This window comes from Mesorhizobium sp. M0761 (assembly GCF_040320205.1).
Taxonomy (GTDB): Bacteria; Pseudomonadota; Alphaproteobacteria; order Rhizobiales; family Rhizobiaceae; genus Mesorhizobium.
This window is the reverse complement of the sequence record NZ_JAMYPF010000021.1, coordinates 87,004-102,260: the sequence shown is the minus strand read 5'-3', so window position 1 is coordinate 102,260 and position 15,257 is coordinate 87,004. Positions and strand designations below refer to the sequence as shown.

Here is a 15,257-nt window from a genome sequence, read left to right as displayed (position 1 = left end):
ACTGCTGCCGACATGAGGCGCCGCCTTACCTGGTGCGCCTTTTAAAGAACGGCGCCTCGTCGGTGGAGGCGTCACCCTGAACCTTGAAAGGGGTCCCATGAGCCTGGAATACGAGAATGACGGTGGCCTCCATGCGAGGCTTATCGAGGAAGTGCTGTCGCAATATCCTGACAAGTCGGCGAAGCGGCGCAGAAAGCACCTCAGCGTCGCAAAAAGCGGCGACGAGGCTGGCGAGGAAAGCGAGGTCCTTTCCGAATGCGAGGTCAAATCGAACATCAAGTCCATCCCCGGCGTGATGACGATTCGCGGCTGCGCCTATGCCGGCTCGAAAGGCGTGGTGTGGGGTCCAGTCAAGGATATGGTCCATATCTCGCACGGCCCGGTCGGCTGCGGGCAATATTCCTGGTCTCAACGCCGAAACTACTACGTCGGCACGACCGGCATCGACACGTTCGTCACCATGCAGTTCACCTCCGATTTCCAGGAGAAGGACATTGTTTTCGGCGGCGACAAGAAGCTCGAACGGATCATCGACGAGATCGAGGAACTGTTTCCGCTGAACAAGGGCATGACTGTGCAATCCGAATGCCCGATCGGCCTGATTGGCGACGACACCGAAGCTGTGTCCCGCAACAAGGCCAAGCAGCACGAAAAGACAATCGTGCCGGTGCGCTGCGAGGGCTTCCGCGGCGTCTCGCAATCCCTCGGCCACCACATCGCCAACGACGCGATCCGAGACTGGGTTTTCGAGAAGAAGGAAGTGGAGTTCGAGGCCGGCCCGTACGATGTCAATGTGGTCGGCGACTACAACATCGGCGGCGACGCCTGGGCTTCGCGCATCCTGCTCGAGGAGATGGGCCTGCGCGTGGTCGGCAACTGGTCGGGCGACGCTACGCTGGCCGAAATAGAGCGAGCGCCAAAGGCGAAGCTCAATCTCATCCATTGCTACAGGTCGATGAACTACATTTGCCGGCACATGGAGGAAGAGTATGGCATCGCCTGGATGGAGTACAATTTCTTCGGCCCCTCCCAGACTGAAGCCTCTCTGCGCAAGATAGCCAAGCACTTCGGGCCGGAAATCGAGGCCAAGGCCGAGGCGGTCATCGCCAAATACCGGCCCTTGGTCGATGCCATAATCGCCAAGTACCGGCCGCGCCTCGAAGGCAGGACGGTGATGCTCTATGTCGGCGGGCTGCGCCCCCGTCACGTCGTCACCGCATATGAGGACCTAGGCATGGTGATCGTCGGCACTGGCTATGAATTTGGCCATAACGACGACTATCAGCGCACCGGCCACTACGTGAAAAAGGGCACGCTGATCTATGACGACGTAACTGGTTACGAGCTGGAGAAGTTCATCGAGGGGATCCGTCCTGATCTCGTGGGCTCCGGCATCAAAGAAAAGTACCCGGTCCAGAAGATGGGCATACCGTTCCGTCAAATGCATTCCTGGGATTATTCCGGCCCGTATCATGGCTACGACGGGTTCGCCATCTTCGCTCGCGATATGGACCTGGCCATCAACAACCCGGTCTGGAACCTCTACGACGCCCCCTGGAAGAAAAAAGCCGAGCCGTCGGCGGCGATCGCAGCCGAATGAAACCCTGGCCTCCCGGAAGCCGGGAGGCCGCGAACGCCTGTGGCCGCTTGTCCGCGGGAGACCTGAAAAACGTTTCGACGTCCCTGTGCCGCCGTATGGCGGGCCAGATGGAAAGAGGTAACCACCCATGCCGCAGTCGGCTGAAAAAGTTCTCGACCACGCGCCCCTGTTCCGCGAGCCGGAATACAGGCAGATGCTTGCCGAGAAGAGGCTGAATTTCGAATGTCCTCACCCGGACCAGACCGTTACCGACCAAGGCGAATTCACCAAGACGTGGGAATACCGCGAAAAGAACCTTGCTCGCGAAGCGCTTGTCGTGAACCCCGCCAAGGCCTGCCAGCCGCTCGGCGCGGTGTTCGCGGCCGCAGGCTTCGAGCGAACCATGTCCTTCGTCCACGGCAGCCAGGGCTGCGTGGCCTACTACCGCTCGCACCTGTCGCGCCATTTCAAGGAGCCTGCTTCGGCGGTTTCCTCCTCGATGACCGAGGACGCGGCAGTGTTCGGCGGCCTGAAGAACATGGTCGATGGGCTCGCCAACACGTACCAACTTTACGACCCGAAGATGATCGCCGTCTCGACCACTTGTATGGCGGAGGTCATTGGCGACGACCTGCACAGCTTCATCGAGAACGCCAAGGACGAAGGCTCGGTCCCGCGCGACTTCGACGTGCCCTTCGCCCACACGCCGGCCTTTGTCGGCAGCCATGTCGACGGCTATGACGTTGCGGTCAAGGGCATTTTGGAGCATTTCTGGAAAGGCGAGGAGCGCACGGAAGCCGAGGGAACCATTAACATCATTCCGGGTTTCGACGGCTTCTGTGTTGGCAACAACCGGGAACTCAAGCGCCTGCTCGATCTGCTGGGCGTATCCTATACCTTCATCCAAGACGCCTCTGACCAGTTCGACACGCCGTCCGACGGCGAATACCGCATGTATGACGGCGGCACGAAGATCGAAGACGTGAGGAAGGCACTCAACGCCGAGGCGACACTTTCGCTACAGCATTACAACACCCGAAAAACACTGGAGTATTGCGAGGGGGTGGGGCAGGCGACGGCCTCGTTCCATTACCCGCTCGGAGTTCAGGCGACCGACGACTTCCTGATGGAGGTCTCCGCGATTTCCGGCAAGCAAATCCCCGAGGCAATCCGCCTGGAGCGCGGCCGACTTGTTGACGCCATGGCCGACAGCCAATCCTGGCTGCACGGTAAGAAATACGCCATTTACGGTGATCCGGACTTTGTCTACGCCATGGCCCGCTTCATCATGGAGACGGGCGGCGAGCCGACCCATTGCCTCGCCACCAACGGCACCTCGGCATGGGAAGCGGAGTTGAAGGAACTGCTTGCATCATCGCCCTTCGGCAAGGATGCTCAAGTCTGGGCGGGCAAGGACCTCTGGGCGATGCGCTCGCTGCTCTTCACCGAGCCGGTGGACCTGCTGATCGGCAACTCCTATGGCAAGTATCTGGAGCGCGACACCGGCACGCCGTTGATCCGGCTGACGTTTCCGATCTTCGATCGCCACCATCACCATCGGTTTGCGCTGATGGGCTACCAAGGCGGGTTGCGCGTGCTGACGACGATCCTCGACAAGATCTTCGACAAGCTCGATCGCGAGACCAGCGAGACGGGCGTGACGGACTATTCGTATGACCTCACCCGCTAAGCTTGACGGTCGGCTTTGGCCGGTCGTCTTCCCGAGGGACTTTGGAGACCGACGTAATGTCCTTGCTCAGAGCCAAAATCCAGGATGTCTTCAACGAGCCTGGCTGCGAAAAGAACCGCGGCAAGGATGCCAAGGCGCGCAAAAAGGGCTGTTCGAAGCCACTGACCCCCGGAGCGGCGGCCGGTGGCTGTGCCTTCGATGGCGCGAAGATCGTGCTGCAGCCGATCACCGACGCCGCACACCTGGTCCATGGGCCTCTCGCCTGCGAGGGCAATTCCTGTGACAACCGCGGTGCGGCTTCGTCCGGGCCAACGCTGTGGCGCACGAGCTTCACGACCGACCTCACCGAACTCGATGTTCTGATGGGGCGGGGCGAGCGGAAGCTTTTCAAAGCGATCCGCGAGATCAAGGAAGCGTATGGGCCGCCGGCGATCTTCGTCTATCCGACCTGCGTGACGGCGCTGATCGGCGACGACATTGAGGCCGTGTGCAAACGCGCGGCGGAAAAGTTCGGCTTGGCCGTTGTGCCGGTCAATGCGCCGGGCTTCGTCGGCTCCAAGAATCTCGGCAACAAGCTTGCCGGCGAGGCGTTGCTCGAGCATGTCATCGGCACGGCCGAGCCCGACGATGTCGGCCCTTACGACATCAACATCCTTGGCGAATTCAACCTCTCGGGCGAATTCTGGCTGGTGAAGCCGCTCCTTGACCGGCTGGGCATCCGGGTGCGCGCCTGCATTCCGGGTGACGCGCGTTACTTCGACATTGCCTGCGCGCACCGTGCCCGGGCGGCTATGATCGTGTGCTCGACCGCGCTCATCAATCTGGCCCGCAAGATGGAGCAGCGCTGGGAGATCCCGTTTTTCGAGGGCTCCTTCTACGGCATCAGCGCCACGTCTGAAGCGCTCCGACAAATATCTCAGCTGCTCGTGAAGAAGGGTGCCGATCCGGAGATCCTCGGCCGTACCGAGGTATTGATTGCAGAGGAAGAGGCGATCGCTTGGAAGAGGCTAGCGGCCTACCGGCCGAGGCTCGCAGGCAAGCGCGTGCTGCTCAACACCGGCGGCGTGAAGTCCTGGTCGGTCGTCCATGCGCTGATGGAGATCGGCATCGAGATCGTCGGAACCTCTGTCAAGAAGTCGACCGTCGAAGACAAGGCGCGCATCAAGCAGATCCTCAAGGACGACAACCACATATTTGAGCAGATGGCGCCGCGCGAGCTCTACGCCATGCTCTCAGAACGCAAGGCGGATATCCTGCTGTCGGGCGGGCGCACGCAATTCATCGCGCTGAAGGCCAAGACACCCTGGCTCGATATCAACCAGGAGCGCCAACACCCTTACGCCGGCTATGACGGCATGGTGGAACTCGTACGCCAGATCGACATCGCCATTCACAATCCGATCTGGGCGCAGGTGCGGGAGCCGGCAGCATGGGATTGTCAGCCTACGGTGAGGGAGGAACGGCCGCGCACGAGAAGCGATACCGTGACCTTGCATGCTGTCCAGGAATTCTCCGGCACGACGGCCGGTGATTTCGGCGAGTGTTGAGGAAGCCAATGGGCCGGATCCTTCCCCAGACCAAAGCGGCGGCGGTCAATCCGCTGAAGTCATCGCAGCCATTGGGTGCCGCCTTGGCCTTTCTTGGCGTCGACGGCGCGATGCCGTTGTTCCACGGCAGCCAGGGGTGCACCAGCTTCGCGCTCGTGCTCTTGGTGCGACATTTCAAGGAAGCCATTCCCTTGCAGACAACGGCGATGGATGAGGTGGCGACGATCCTTGGCGGGGCGGACCATCTGGAACAGGCGATCCTCAACCTCAAGGCCCGCACAAAGCCAACGCTGATCGGGGTTTGCACGACCGCGCTGGTGGAAACCCGGGGCGAAGACTGCGCAGGGGATGTCGCCAATATCAGGCTGAAGCGCATGGAAGAACTCGCAGGTACGGAGGTGGTGCTAGCCAACACACCGGATTTCGAGGGCGCGATCGAAGAGGGCTGGACCAAGGCTGTCACCGCTATGATCGAAAGGATTACGCGGCCCGGCGAGCAGGCGCGGCAGTCGAAGAAGATCGTGATCCTGCCTGGCTGGAACCTGACTGTGGCTGACATCGAGCATTTGCGTGAGATGGTTGAAAGCTTTGGACTGAAGCCGGTGATTCTGCCGGACATCTCCGGCTCGCTCGACGGTACGGTGCCCGACCGCTGGATCACGACCACCTATGGCGGCACCAGCGTCGAGGATATCCGCGAGCTTGGCACGGCTGTGCAATGCGTCGCCATCGGTGAGCATATGCGCCGCCCGGCCGAGCTGCTGCAGAGGTTAACCGGCGTACCTTACGTGCTGTTTCGGTCGCTGACTGGATTGAAGGACGCAGACCGGTTCGTCTCGCACCTATCGGCGGTTTCGGGCGCGGCGGCGCCGGCTGGGGTACGCCGTCGCCGGGCGCAGTTGCAGGACGCCTTGCTCGACGGACATTTCCACTTTGGAGGTAAGAAAATTGCGATCGCTGCTGAACCAGACCAACTCCACCAACTCGCGAGCTTCTTCATCGCCATGGGCTCCGAAATCGCGGCGGCGGTCACAACGGCCGCTATGTCGAAAATTCTGGAGGAAGTGCCGGCGCAGTCGGTTCAAATCGGCGATCTCGGCGATTTGGAAGCGCTTAGCGCCGGCGCTGATCTTCTCGTTACTCATTCCCACGGCCGCCAGGCGGCGCAGCGCCTCGGCATTCCGCTCATGCGGGTCGGCTTCCCGATCTTCGACCGGCTCGGGGCTCAGCACAAGCTCACAATCCTCTACCAAGGGACCCGCGACCTGATCTTCGAGATTGCCAACATTTTCGAAGCCAACGGGCACGCGCCGACGCCTGAGGCGCTTGATCCACTCCGTAAGCGAGAAATGCCAGATGCGCTCCGTTCGTCGCCTCTCGCTCGTCACTGACGAGGTTCACGCACCGAAGCCGGAACGCCAAGCCGGCGCATTGCGCGTGGCCATCGCCACGCAGGACATGAAGAACCTCAACGCCCATTTCGGATCGGCCAGGCGCTTTGCTGTCTACGACGTGATGCGCGAGGAGTGGAATCTCGTGGAAGCCGTGGCCTTTGACGAAGTTTCCGACGAGAGCGGGAAGCACCGAACCGAGGGCGATGACCGCATCACCCCGAAGGTGGAGGCGCTAAAGGGCTGCCATTTGCTGTTTTGTCTGGCAATCGGCGGACCTTCGGCAGCCAAACTTGTTTCCGCAAAGATCCATCCGATCAAAGTGCCGCAGCCCCAGACCATCCAAGAGGTGTTGTTGCGCACGCAGATGATGCTCAGGACGTGTCCTCCCCCTTGGCTGCGCAAGGTGCTGGCGCAGGCAGGTGCCGCCGGACAGAAACCCTCCTTCGAGGACGAAAGCTGAAATGAGGAGTGGGCGAAATGTTTGAAGCCGCTGTTAGCCCTGCCGCCACCGAGGACGAGGCGGCCCTTGCCACCCCGTTCGTCAAATGCCTCGTGCGGCTGATCCGTGCCAATGATTCCCACGGGTCATGGGAAGGCAAATCGGATGCCGAGCTGCTGGGCGCCTTCATCATCACCAGGGAACAGCGCCGTGCAATTCCAATCATCGGCGATCCCGATCCGGACGTGCTGTGGAGGCTCGATAAGTTCTACACCGCCGTCGGGCTTGCGATTGAGGAACGCTGCGGCCTGATGGCATCCCCGATGATGGAGATAAGCCATGAGGGCTTCGGGCGCGTGCTTTTCACGGCCGGGCGGTTGGTCGTTCTGTCGAAAACCCTGCGCGACGTCCACCGGTTCGGTTTCGAGACGTTCTGGAAACTCGCCGCGGCCGGTACTCAACTGGCCGGCGATGCCACCGCAGCCATTGAGGCTTATCCTGAGGTGGCGCGGGCGTGATGGAACCGATTTTCGATCGAGGGGATCATGTCAGGCCTTGAGGACATGCGATGGCCAGCCCTCTCAATCGAGGCGGTCGAGGCCGATGTCGTTCTTGGGGTAGCGCTGATGAAGCCAGTGGTACTGATCTGTTCGCAAGATGCGGAGTTGTATTTGTTCCTCAGCCACATTCTGGGGGTGGACGGCTTCACGAGTGAGCCGGCAGGGGGCGTGAAAGAAGCACTTGCATTGGCCGATCAACGGGAGCTCCAGGCCGTAGTGCTGGACTGCGGGCCAGCAAGCGCGACGGGCTCCACAATCTGCGCCCGGTTCAAGGGGGATCCCCGGACCGGCCGCCTGCCCGTCATTGCGTTGATCGCGCCCGGCGCCGAGAACCAGCACCTCGATCTCTTGAAGGCAGGTATTGACGAGAGCTTTGTGCGGCCCTTCGCGCCGGCCAAGCTGCTTGACTGTCTACGCACGAAGCTGGCGCTGCCACAGCCGGGTTCAAACGGGATAAAAAACGGCAGCTGGCTCTGTTGCGGCAGCCTTGAGATGAAGCTCGATGCTTACCGGGTTCGAGGTAATGGCCACGACATTCATCTAGGACCTCTCGAATTCAACCTGCTGCGGCAATTTCTTGAGGCTCCCGGCAAGGTCTTCAGCCGAGACGAGCTGATCGACGCGGCCTGGCCGGACAATATCCATGTCGGTGAACGCACTGTCGACGTCCATATCAGCCGGATCAGAAAGGCGCTGAAGGCGGCCTCGCCAGGTAGCGTCATTCATACTGTCAGGTCTGCGGGCTACTCGCTAGAGAAGCTGGACGACTGAATCGCGAACGGATGGTGTGCCACTCTCCATCTTCGTTGGCAGGCAAGTCTTGCGGTTCGAAACGCGCAACGGGCGCGACATCTCAGGGGGAAGCAGTCAGATGGCCTTCAAGAAAATACTCATTGTAGCGGGTGCTGACCACTTCGATCAGGACGTCAGAACAGCTGCAAGCTTGTGCGCCGAAGTCAGCGCACATTGTCCGTGCTGGTGTCGCCTCCGCCGCTCATTATGTCGCCGCCGCTGCTAGGCGATGGCATCCCCTGGTGGTCTACGCAACGCGCACAGGCCATTGCCAGACTGGAAAAACGGTACAGGCAAATTGAGAGATTTTCACAGGAGCCGGCCAGTTGGGAAAAAAACATCCAGGGAGATTCACAAACTGCTGAGAGCCACGTGGCGATGCTATGACGTCGATATTGCCAACTGCGATAAGCCCCAGCTCTGGCCGATGGCGGAATGGGGCTGGCCGTGCATGGCGAGACGCTGCGGGAGGAACGCCTCAGGTGCCCGCCCGCGGCGAGATTGAGCCCCATGAAGGTGTCGCCCGGCTGCATCAGGGCCATGAACACCGACTGGTTCGCCTGGCTGCCGGAATTGGGCTGGACGTTGGCATAGGAACAGTTGAACAGCGCCTTGGCGTCGATCGCGGCGTGCTAGGTCTTCAACCTCGTCGACATACTGGCAGCCGCCGTAGGCGCATCAGTCAGGTAGGTGCTCCTGATAGGAGCTTGAGTGGAGAGGCCGTCACATTGCGATGCCGGGGGCGGAGGCGTCCACGCATCAGGTCACACGCTCGCAAGCGTCATCCCCGACACAAAATGCCATCGGCACGAGATCAGTCGCATCCTCGCCGACGCCGACTATAACGGCGCAGAGCCACACGTTCAGAGTCTTCACCAGCGGGCAGAAGCGCCGGGTCACCCAGGGACATCAAGCGCCAAATGCGCGCCGCTCCGCGATCGAACTGGTGATCGGCCACATCGAGGCCGAGCGCCGGATGGCGCATCTACCTCGCCGGCCAGCGGGGCGACGCAGTGAACGCCATCTCGCTCTTGATCGCTCATTCAACTCGGCCCAAGCCGGTCGCCGCTTAGGACCCGGATTGTTCACACGGTCGACTGAGTTGCGACGCCAATAAACCCCACGAGTCCACACTGTTCGTGGCGCGGGCCACCATTGGTCGCCACTTCCTCGGCCTCCGACACAAATCGGCGAGAATGTCGCGGATAATCGCTGGTCCGCTCTTGTTCGCGACTGCCAAGATGGGGATTATCTTAGTTTCTTCCACAGCCATACGTCGTTGTGCCATTCACCGTGGATGCGGACCGCTTGATGAAGCACGACGGCCTCACGAAAGAAATGCTTAGCGCTTTTCAAACTCATCTGGTTTCTTTGCCCGACTCGCGACACAAGTATCCGAAATCCAAGTTCTTCGGCTGTTCCGATCAGTTTTTCATGCATACTTTTTCCAATTCCTCTCGCTCTATAATTCTCATCAATGTACCTCGATGTCTCCGCGACGTCGTTATAGTCAGTACGTACGGAGAATTTGCTCAGTGCGCACCATCCGATCACTGTATGGTCGATTTCATAGACAAATGCAGGATATGCATCTTGATGGTCCTCCAACCAGGCGGCGCGTTCGCTGCGAGTGTCGGGAGCGAGTTGACTTGTAGCAAAGACGCCGGGCTTCAGCGCCTGATTGTAGATCCTTGCCATGTCGCCAGCATCGGCGATATTTGCGCGTCGAAACATTAGTTAGCTCGTATGTTCGTGTTTAACGGCTCGCCTTAAGTTGCTTCCGTTTTGTGATGAGCAAGTATGCCTAATAGTGCTCCAGTCGGATTGGGCGTGCAGGTCTTTGGCACGCTCACAGGAGTATGGTTCTGGCGGCAGGAATGTCTCTCCGAGAAAGAATTCCGAAGTTGTACGAAAAGAGGCGAAGTCACCTGCCCACAGCTTGCACGGGAGACTAACCATAGCTGATCTGTCTAGCCCACCTACCAGCTCTGGTAGGTTGCTGCGCGTTCCGGAGAACGTCAATCTCGCCGCTATGATGGTCCCAGCCCGCATGCAAACAGGATCGAAAGGACATCTGATGTCATTCCAAGTGCGCCCATTGCGAACAGGTGACCTTCCAAGCGTCACAAAGATCTTTAATGCCGCATGTCGCGCCCGAGAATCAACAGAGGGAACGCGTTCATGGAGCACCAATGAAATGGGAGAATTTCTGTTGAAATCACGTCCGTCACTTGATTCCTACACGTGCGTGGACAAAGGCGCCGTGGTAGGCTGGACAGCGTTTACCCCGTTCCGCGTTAAGGAAGATGCTAAGCACACAGCCGAGATGTCGCTCTATATTGAGGAGCCATTTCGTCGCAAGGGAATTGGGTTGGCTCTTGCGCAAACTCTTTTGGCTCGAGCAACTATCCTTGACCTGCACTGCATTTTCGCAATGGTGTTTAAGGATATGCCCGACCTTACATCGTTCGCAGTACGGAAATGTGGTTTTTCCGTTGCCGGCTGCCTTCCAGAGGTATTTTCTCATAGTGGAAAGCATCACGACATCTTAGTTCTTGAAAGGTCCATAGTACGGTGAACCTGGCCACCGGCATTCGCCTGAATGGTCATTGCCATCATACCGTTTAGCTAGCGCTGGACGAGGAAGCGTGCTCGCCTTCAGAAACTGCGTGTTTCTGAGGCGGCTCTCTAGATGCGGCGCATCGTTTCCGGCTCCCATCGGCTGGAAGCTGAACTCCTGCCGAAAGCTCGAGTTCGTCGGTCCGCCCCAGGAGTCGAGTCTGTTCGGTAAGCCGCGCGCGCTGTTTAGTCATAGTTAAATGGCAAGCAAAGATCCTTCTGCGCTTGAGTCGGCACGAATTTTGATGACTTGAGGGAAGCGGCGAGAGCTCCCGCGGCGTGAAGGCAAGAATACCTCAGAGTGGCCTGCCTTACATCGCATTCAGCGGGAAGCGCGTCTGCAAGTCCACCAAAATTGGCTTGGCGTGTGCGGATTGAACGGTGAAACCTCTCGGGCAATAGGAAAACAGGCAGCCTGCTTTTGGCTCATCATGGATACCTGGATTAGTCGTCAGAATGAGGCCGAAGCGACGGTGGATAGCTTCAGTGTATCGCCTCAAAAATCAAGTATCACGTCCCCTCAGCTAGTTATGAAGGAATTTGGCCATGTCGACGTTACACACAGATGAAGGCGAGTCGATCTTGACGGACGATGTCGACCTCGCAAGGCGACTCAATGCTCGCAACGTAACTGTCCTCGATACCGGGGATGATAGGGGCCGCGGCGTATTCGCTGCTCGCGACTTTATGCCGGGCGAGGTTGTCATCATTGGGCTTCTTGAACGCCTGGAAGGAACTCGGACGATAAACTCGATTCAACTGGATTGGAATAACCATGCTCTTTTTGAGAAGCCGGCCGTAATTGTGAATCATTCTTGTGACCCCAATCTAGCGATCGTGCCTAATCGGTTCGGAGCCTACGATTTTATCGCCATCCGGGAAATTCATGCTGCTGTCGAAGTGACCTGGGACTACGCCACCTCGGAGTTCAATTGCATCGGGATCTCAGTCTGTCTCTGTTCTACGGCAAATTGCCGAGGCGCAGCCGGAGGCTTCTCTAAGCTGCCCCCCGATCATCCGTTGGTTGTCTCCCGATTCTTTGCGCCGTATCTTGAGGAAACCCTGACCAATTTTCGTGGCAAGCGGCCATAAAAGTTTCGGCATGGCCGAACAGGCGGAACACAGTGATCTGATGAGGTGGACGGCCTCCGCTCCCGGCATCGCAATGTGCCAAAGTGTGGCTGTCGAAAGTCACATGAGTGAGAACCGTCCATGGGAAAGGCTGGCACAATGGGATCGTGAAGTCGAACAACAACGATATCATCGACGCTGAGGCGATCGCGGAGACTACCACACCGCCGACAATGCGCTTCATCAGCGTGAAGGGAAAATGATCAGCGTGATTTTCAAGCGCTGTACGGGATTGTGACAAGATGATCGGCGTCGAGGACATGCTTGATCAACCAGATGGGGGATTTCTGACTCGAATACGCCGACCATTTGCGGGGGCGCGACGATGAGCCGTCGGCACGCGGGCCGGGGCCTGCTACTACGAGAGCTGCCGGATAGTGAAGGAAGGGCGGACGGCTTGAGTCAGCTCATTTGCTGCTCGTGCTCAGTACAAATGGTGGTCGAGCCTGAGAGCATGGGGCATGAACGTGGCCAAGCGGCACGGCATGGCGGCGCGCGAGCCCTGGTTGCTGTTGCCCGCAAGCTTGCCGACATCGTGCATCGCATGTGGAGCGATGCGACTGAGTTCCGCTTTGGCGAAGGAAGCCGGCCCGACACTGACAAACGAAGACGGAACACGGTGGTTCGCCCCCGAAAGGGTGATTTGGATCCTCCCCATGAGGACGATGGGCAAGGTGGTCCGCAGGCAAGTACTGGGAGACTTTCCCACGTTCTCAACAGATTGAGACGCCTCACTCTCCTGATCCCATCATGCGGCGGCCCGGCGCCGACCGCGAAGAAGCGAGTGACCCCACTGGGCGACATCGTCCCGAAAAGGTAGAAAAAGCTTGACCTCACCAACCCAATCAGAGAAGCCTGCTAGGCACGACGTATTTGGCGGCCGTCCTACAAATCAATAACCCCGAAATCTGCAGCTATAATGGCAGCAACCGTTCTGCTACCAACATTCAATTTTTGCTTCACATTTTTTACATGGTAGTCCACGGTATTCGCCGATATGCCTAAAATTTTTCCTATCTCCCACGACGATTTACCTTTCGCTACCCAGAAAATGCACTCTCTCTCTCTTATAGAAAGCTTAGGAACTTCTCCGGGGCCACTCGAACTCTCGGACTTAGCGACCCTCAAGTGGAAATGAAGCGCCGCAAGTTGCAAGTAAGTGAGTGTGCTATTTTGGAATTCGCGGTTCCAAGGTTGAGCAAAGCTCATGATCGCAACGCTGCCTTGGGGCCCGTGCAAAGGAACGCTAATGCCTGATCTCAACCCGAACGTCGCGGCCTCATCGAGTACGCGACGTTCGTCTTTGGTGGTGCTCGCGTCGTTGTAGACCTCACTCCATCGAAAGGCGCCCGCCCGCTTTCGACCCGACTTAATGATAGGATCTATACTATGATAGCCCATTTCGAGATAGCGCTGCTGCCACTTATCAGGATAATTCAGCATGATCGCCGGATCGCTTCGGAGCGGGTTTAGAGATTTTGGAAAGGATGTAAGAGAGTTATAGGCGATCCACAGGCAATCAAAATTTAGAGCAAAGGCTGATAACAGATCGAACAACTGCTTGGATTGAGCAATATCATCAGTCTGATCCAGAAATCGGCCGAACTCGACGGCAAACGACCCCCCGGCCACGCTCGGTAAATGCCTCGACGGGACCAACGAAAACTGGTCCGACGCTCTTGTCGCAGGCCTTCGCAGTTGAGAGACCGCAGTCATCGGTGCGCGTTCCATGATCTCTGCTCCGCAGCCTTTGCGCCTGGTGTTAGTACTGATGCACAAAGCTGCCGGCCATCGGCCCCGGTTCTGCGGGTCGTTATCGCTAGGCCGGCATGGTCAAAGCTCTATCACGCTCGGAAGAGCCCCATTGCTATTTCCAGCGCCTACGTTCGTCATCTATATTCCGACCCCACGCCGTCGTGCTGCCATAGGCTATCAATGCCCTATGGAATTCAAGTACTGCACCTCATGGACTAACCAAAACAGCCGGATTGCAGTCACTACTGACAGCTGCTCAGTGTTTGAGCTTTGTTCAAGCGGTGCTACGAGCGCTGACCTTGTCATGGCACATCAAGGCAGCAGCAGCGACATAGCCAGGATTTGATCGCACTGGGGCAAATCTGCAGATTCATTCGTCGCCTCATGAGGTTTTGGCGGCTCGGATCCAACTTCCTTGCAACTGCCAAAATGCTCAGCCCTTCGGCTAACGCAGCTAGGCCGCCAGATTAGAATGAGCACACTTGCGAAATAGGCCAGCTGAAGGAAGAGCGAACAAGTCAGCGTCGTGACGACTATTGTGGCGATTGAATGAGAAGCGAAGTAGACAGTCAGTGCGGTGCTACACAACACCAGCCCCAGAACGCGACAAAAGATTTTGAAGGGCAACGCCGTTCTCCTGTTTTTTGCCTCTCAGATCATGCTGCGAGCTGGTCGGCCGCAACATGGGTCTGGCAGTTTTTCGCGCAGACGCGGGCGCAGGCTCCGCAGCCAATGCAGCGGCCGGCATGGTCGACCACCATGATCATCCGATTGAGCTCGCCGTCGAAGTCGTCCTCTTCGCCATCGCAGACGCCAAGGATTTCACCGGCGTCATCAACGCCGTAAAGATGCATGACCTCCCGAGAGCAGACTTTGAAACAGCGGCCGCAACCGATGCAGGTCGTGCCGTCAATAGCGGTGAGATATTCCGGCATCCATCCGGAGCCGTCGCGGGTGGTGGATGTGCTCGTCATCGTAACTTCTTCATTGCAGCGAGCTCTCTCTTGGCGCCATCCAACTCGGCAAAAAGGGCGACGTTTCCTTGCAAGTTCCTCTGCCTCCCGTCCGGAGCTTCTGCAAGGTCGCGCAAATTTATCTTGGAAACTGCCGCGTTCAGCTGAAGCTTTCGGACTTTCTTGCCTATCCCATCTAGCTTTGACATAGATTCTTCCAGGATATCGGTTTCTTCACGCCCGTGCCACGTCGGGATAGGCTTCAAGGAGTGCAGTCGCATCCTCGCCCGCTTCGTACGGCCTGCGCGAGCTTCCTGAACGTCTCGAAGCCGAACCGGTGGATGTCTCGACAGAGCGACCCACCACGCCCGGAAGCGACATGGGTTGCATCCTCATGATCGGCAGTCATCAGGCCGGAGCGCTCCTCGATCGCAGGCCCTACGGCGCTGCAAACATGTCGAACCTCCACAGCACGTCCGGATCGAGATCTCCGATGACAAGTTCGCACGGCGCTGTTTTCTCGTGACGTTGAAGTCGGGCTAGCAGTGTTGCCGCATCACAATCCGCAAACGCCGTGCCAGCGCGCTCAGCGGGCAGTAAGCGCACGAATCGCTAGAAAGCCTCGAATGCGAAGATGGCCGGTTGTATTGAAGCCGACATTTAGGCCCCTTGTCAGGTTTTGGACAAACATCACGCGTTTCGGTCAGAAAGCCGTGGCCCGGGCGACGCTGGTCCATGGGAGTTGTTCATGACGAAGCCGATCCAACTGCGGCTCGCCAGACCGGCCGTCAGATCGAG

The 15,257-nt window shown here is 58.4% G+C and carries 13 protein-coding genes and 3 pseudogenes; 11 read left to right on the top strand and 5 right to left on the bottom strand.

Features of this window, described 5'->3' with window-relative positions; genetic code table 11:
- Positions 1-97 precede the first annotated feature (97 nt).
- The 7 genes from nifD to NKI32_RS26650 all read left to right on the top strand — a co-directional run bounded on the left by nifD (position 98) and on the right by NKI32_RS26650 (position 7,980).
- Positions 98-1,600 carry a nitrogenase molybdenum-iron protein alpha chain gene (nifD, locus tag NKI32_RS26680; RefSeq protein WP_353004398.1) on the top strand — a complete coding sequence of 501 codons (1,503 nt, stop codon included), beginning with the start codon at positions 98-100 and terminating at the stop codon, positions 1,598-1,600.
- Positions 1,601-1,727: 127 nt separating this feature from the next.
- Positions 1,728-3,269 carry a nitrogenase molybdenum-iron protein subunit beta gene (nifK, locus tag NKI32_RS26675; RefSeq protein WP_353004396.1) on the top strand — a complete coding sequence of 514 codons (1,542 nt, stop codon included), beginning with the start codon at positions 1,728-1,730 and terminating at the stop codon, positions 3,267-3,269.
- Positions 3,270-3,325: 56 nt separating this feature from the next.
- Positions 3,326-4,816 (top strand): nitrogenase iron-molybdenum cofactor biosynthesis protein NifE, encoded by a 1,491-nt coding sequence (gene nifE / locus NKI32_RS26670; RefSeq protein ID WP_353004394.1) that lies wholly within the window; start codon positions 3,326-3,328, stop codon positions 4,814-4,816.
- A gap of 8 nt (positions 4,817-4,824) precedes the next feature.
- Positions 4,825-6,207 (top strand): nitrogenase iron-molybdenum cofactor biosynthesis protein NifN, encoded by a 1,383-nt coding sequence (nifN, locus tag NKI32_RS26665; RefSeq protein WP_353004392.1) that lies wholly within the window; start codon positions 4,825-4,827, stop codon positions 6,205-6,207.
- Positions 6,173-6,670: a nitrogen fixation protein NifX gene (nifX, locus tag NKI32_RS26660; protein ID WP_353004390.1), complete on the top strand. Its 498-nt coding sequence runs from the start codon at positions 6,173-6,175 to the stop codon at positions 6,668-6,670. Before nifN ends, nifX begins: the two co-directional genes overlap by 35 nt.
- Positions 6,671-6,687: 17 nt before the next feature.
- The gene (locus NKI32_RS26655; protein WP_353004388.1) at positions 6,688-7,167 is read left to right on the top strand and encodes a NifX-associated nitrogen fixation protein; all 480 of its coding nucleotides are present in this window, start codon (positions 6,688-6,690) and stop codon (positions 7,165-7,167) included.
- Between the two features lie 27 nt (positions 7,168-7,194).
- Positions 7,195-7,980: a response regulator transcription factor gene (locus NKI32_RS26650; protein WP_353004386.1), complete on the top strand. Its 786-nt coding sequence runs from the start codon at positions 7,195-7,197 to the stop codon at positions 7,978-7,980.
- A 500-nt stretch (positions 7,981-8,480) separates the two neighbouring features.
- Here NKI32_RS26650 and glyA read toward each other — a convergent pair.
- Positions 8,481-8,673 (bottom strand): annotated as a pseudogene (gene glyA / locus NKI32_RS26645) (serine hydroxymethyltransferase); the annotation flags it as partial.
- Between the two features lie 90 nt (positions 8,674-8,763).
- Here glyA and NKI32_RS26640 point away from each other — a divergent pair.
- Positions 8,764-9,026 (top strand): annotated as a pseudogene (locus tag NKI32_RS26640) (IS5/IS1182 family transposase); the annotation flags it as partial.
- Positions 9,027-9,249: 223 nt separating this feature from the next.
- Here the strand turns inward: NKI32_RS26640 and NKI32_RS26635 are convergent.
- Entirely contained in the window at positions 9,250-9,735 is a 486-nt protein-coding gene (locus NKI32_RS26635) for a GNAT family N-acetyltransferase (protein WP_353004384.1), read from the bottom strand.
- Positions 9,736-10,078: 343 nt separating this feature from the next.
- Here NKI32_RS26635 and NKI32_RS26630 point away from each other — a divergent pair, with 343 nt between their 5' ends.
- From NKI32_RS26630 to NKI32_RS26620, 3 genes and pseudogenes are all read left to right on the top strand, one after another.
- Positions 10,079-10,579 (top strand): GNAT family N-acetyltransferase, encoded by a 501-nt coding sequence (locus tag NKI32_RS26630; protein ID WP_353004382.1) that lies wholly within the window; start codon positions 10,079-10,081, stop codon positions 10,577-10,579.
- 587 nt (positions 10,580-11,166) lie between these two features.
- On the top strand, positions 11,167-11,712 hold the full coding sequence (locus tag NKI32_RS26625) for an SET domain-containing protein-lysine N-methyltransferase (RefSeq protein ID WP_353004380.1): 546 nt from the start codon (positions 11,167-11,169) through the stop codon (positions 11,710-11,712).
- Between the two features lie 438 nt (positions 11,713-12,150).
- Positions 12,151-12,331, top strand: a pseudogene (locus NKI32_RS26620) (IS110 family transposase); the annotation flags it as partial.
- A 305-nt stretch (positions 12,332-12,636) separates the two neighbouring features.
- On the opposite strand, the gene NKI32_RS26615 reads toward NKI32_RS26620, so the two are convergent.
- The 3 genes from NKI32_RS26615 to fdxB all read right to left on the bottom strand — a co-directional run bounded on the left by NKI32_RS26615 (position 12,637) and on the right by fdxB (position 14,480).
- Positions 12,637-13,482, bottom strand: a complete 846-nt coding sequence (locus NKI32_RS26615) for a LuxR family transcriptional regulator (RefSeq protein ID WP_353004377.1) — start codon at positions 13,480-13,482, stop codon at positions 12,637-12,639.
- Between the two features lie 336 nt (positions 13,483-13,818).
- Complete coding sequence (locus tag NKI32_RS26610) at positions 13,819-14,097, bottom strand: exopolysaccharide production repressor protein (protein ID WP_353004429.1); 279 nt, start codon at positions 14,095-14,097, stop codon at positions 13,819-13,821.
- A gap of 65 nt (positions 14,098-14,162) precedes the next feature.
- The gene (gene fdxB / locus NKI32_RS26605; RefSeq protein WP_353004374.1) at positions 14,163-14,480 is read right to left on the bottom strand and encodes a ferredoxin III, nif-specific; all 318 of its coding nucleotides are present in this window, start codon (positions 14,478-14,480) and stop codon (positions 14,163-14,165) included.
- Between the last annotated feature and the right edge of the window lie 777 nt (positions 14,481-15,257).

Coding starts and splice junctions, on each gene's coding strand:
- nifE (WP_353004394.1), top strand. CDS start 3,326: ATGTCCTTGCTCAGAGCCAAAATCCAGGATGTCTTCAACGAGCCTGGC.
- fdxB (WP_353004374.1), bottom strand. CDS start 14,480: ATGACGAGCACATCCACCACCCGCGACGGCTCCGGATGGATGCCGGAA.
- NKI32_RS26655 (WP_353004388.1), top strand. CDS start 6,688: ATGTTTGAAGCCGCTGTTAGCCCTGCCGCCACCGAGGACGAGGCGGCC.
- NKI32_RS26650 (WP_353004386.1), top strand. CDS start 7,195: ATGTCAGGCCTTGAGGACATGCGATGGCCAGCCCTCTCAATCGAGGCG.
- NKI32_RS26635 (WP_353004384.1), bottom strand. CDS start 9,735: ATGTTTCGACGCGCAAATATCGCCGATGCTGGCGACATGGCAAGGATC.
- nifK (WP_353004396.1), top strand. CDS start 1,728: ATGCCGCAGTCGGCTGAAAAAGTTCTCGACCACGCGCCCCTGTTCCGC.
- NKI32_RS26625 (WP_353004380.1), top strand. CDS start 11,167: ATGTCGACGTTACACACAGATGAAGGCGAGTCGATCTTGACGGACGAT.
- nifX (WP_353004390.1), top strand. CDS start 6,173: ATGCGCTCCGTTCGTCGCCTCTCGCTCGTCACTGACGAGGTTCACGCA.
- NKI32_RS26615 (WP_353004377.1), bottom strand. CDS start 13,482: ATGGAACGCGCACCGATGACTGCGGTCTCTCAACTGCGAAGGCCTGCG.
- nifN (WP_353004392.1), top strand. CDS start 4,825: ATGGGCCGGATCCTTCCCCAGACCAAAGCGGCGGCGGTCAATCCGCTG.
- nifD (WP_353004398.1), top strand. CDS start 98: ATGAGCCTGGAATACGAGAATGACGGTGGCCTCCATGCGAGGCTTATC.
- NKI32_RS26630 (WP_353004382.1), top strand. CDS start 10,079: ATGTCATTCCAAGTGCGCCCATTGCGAACAGGTGACCTTCCAAGCGTC.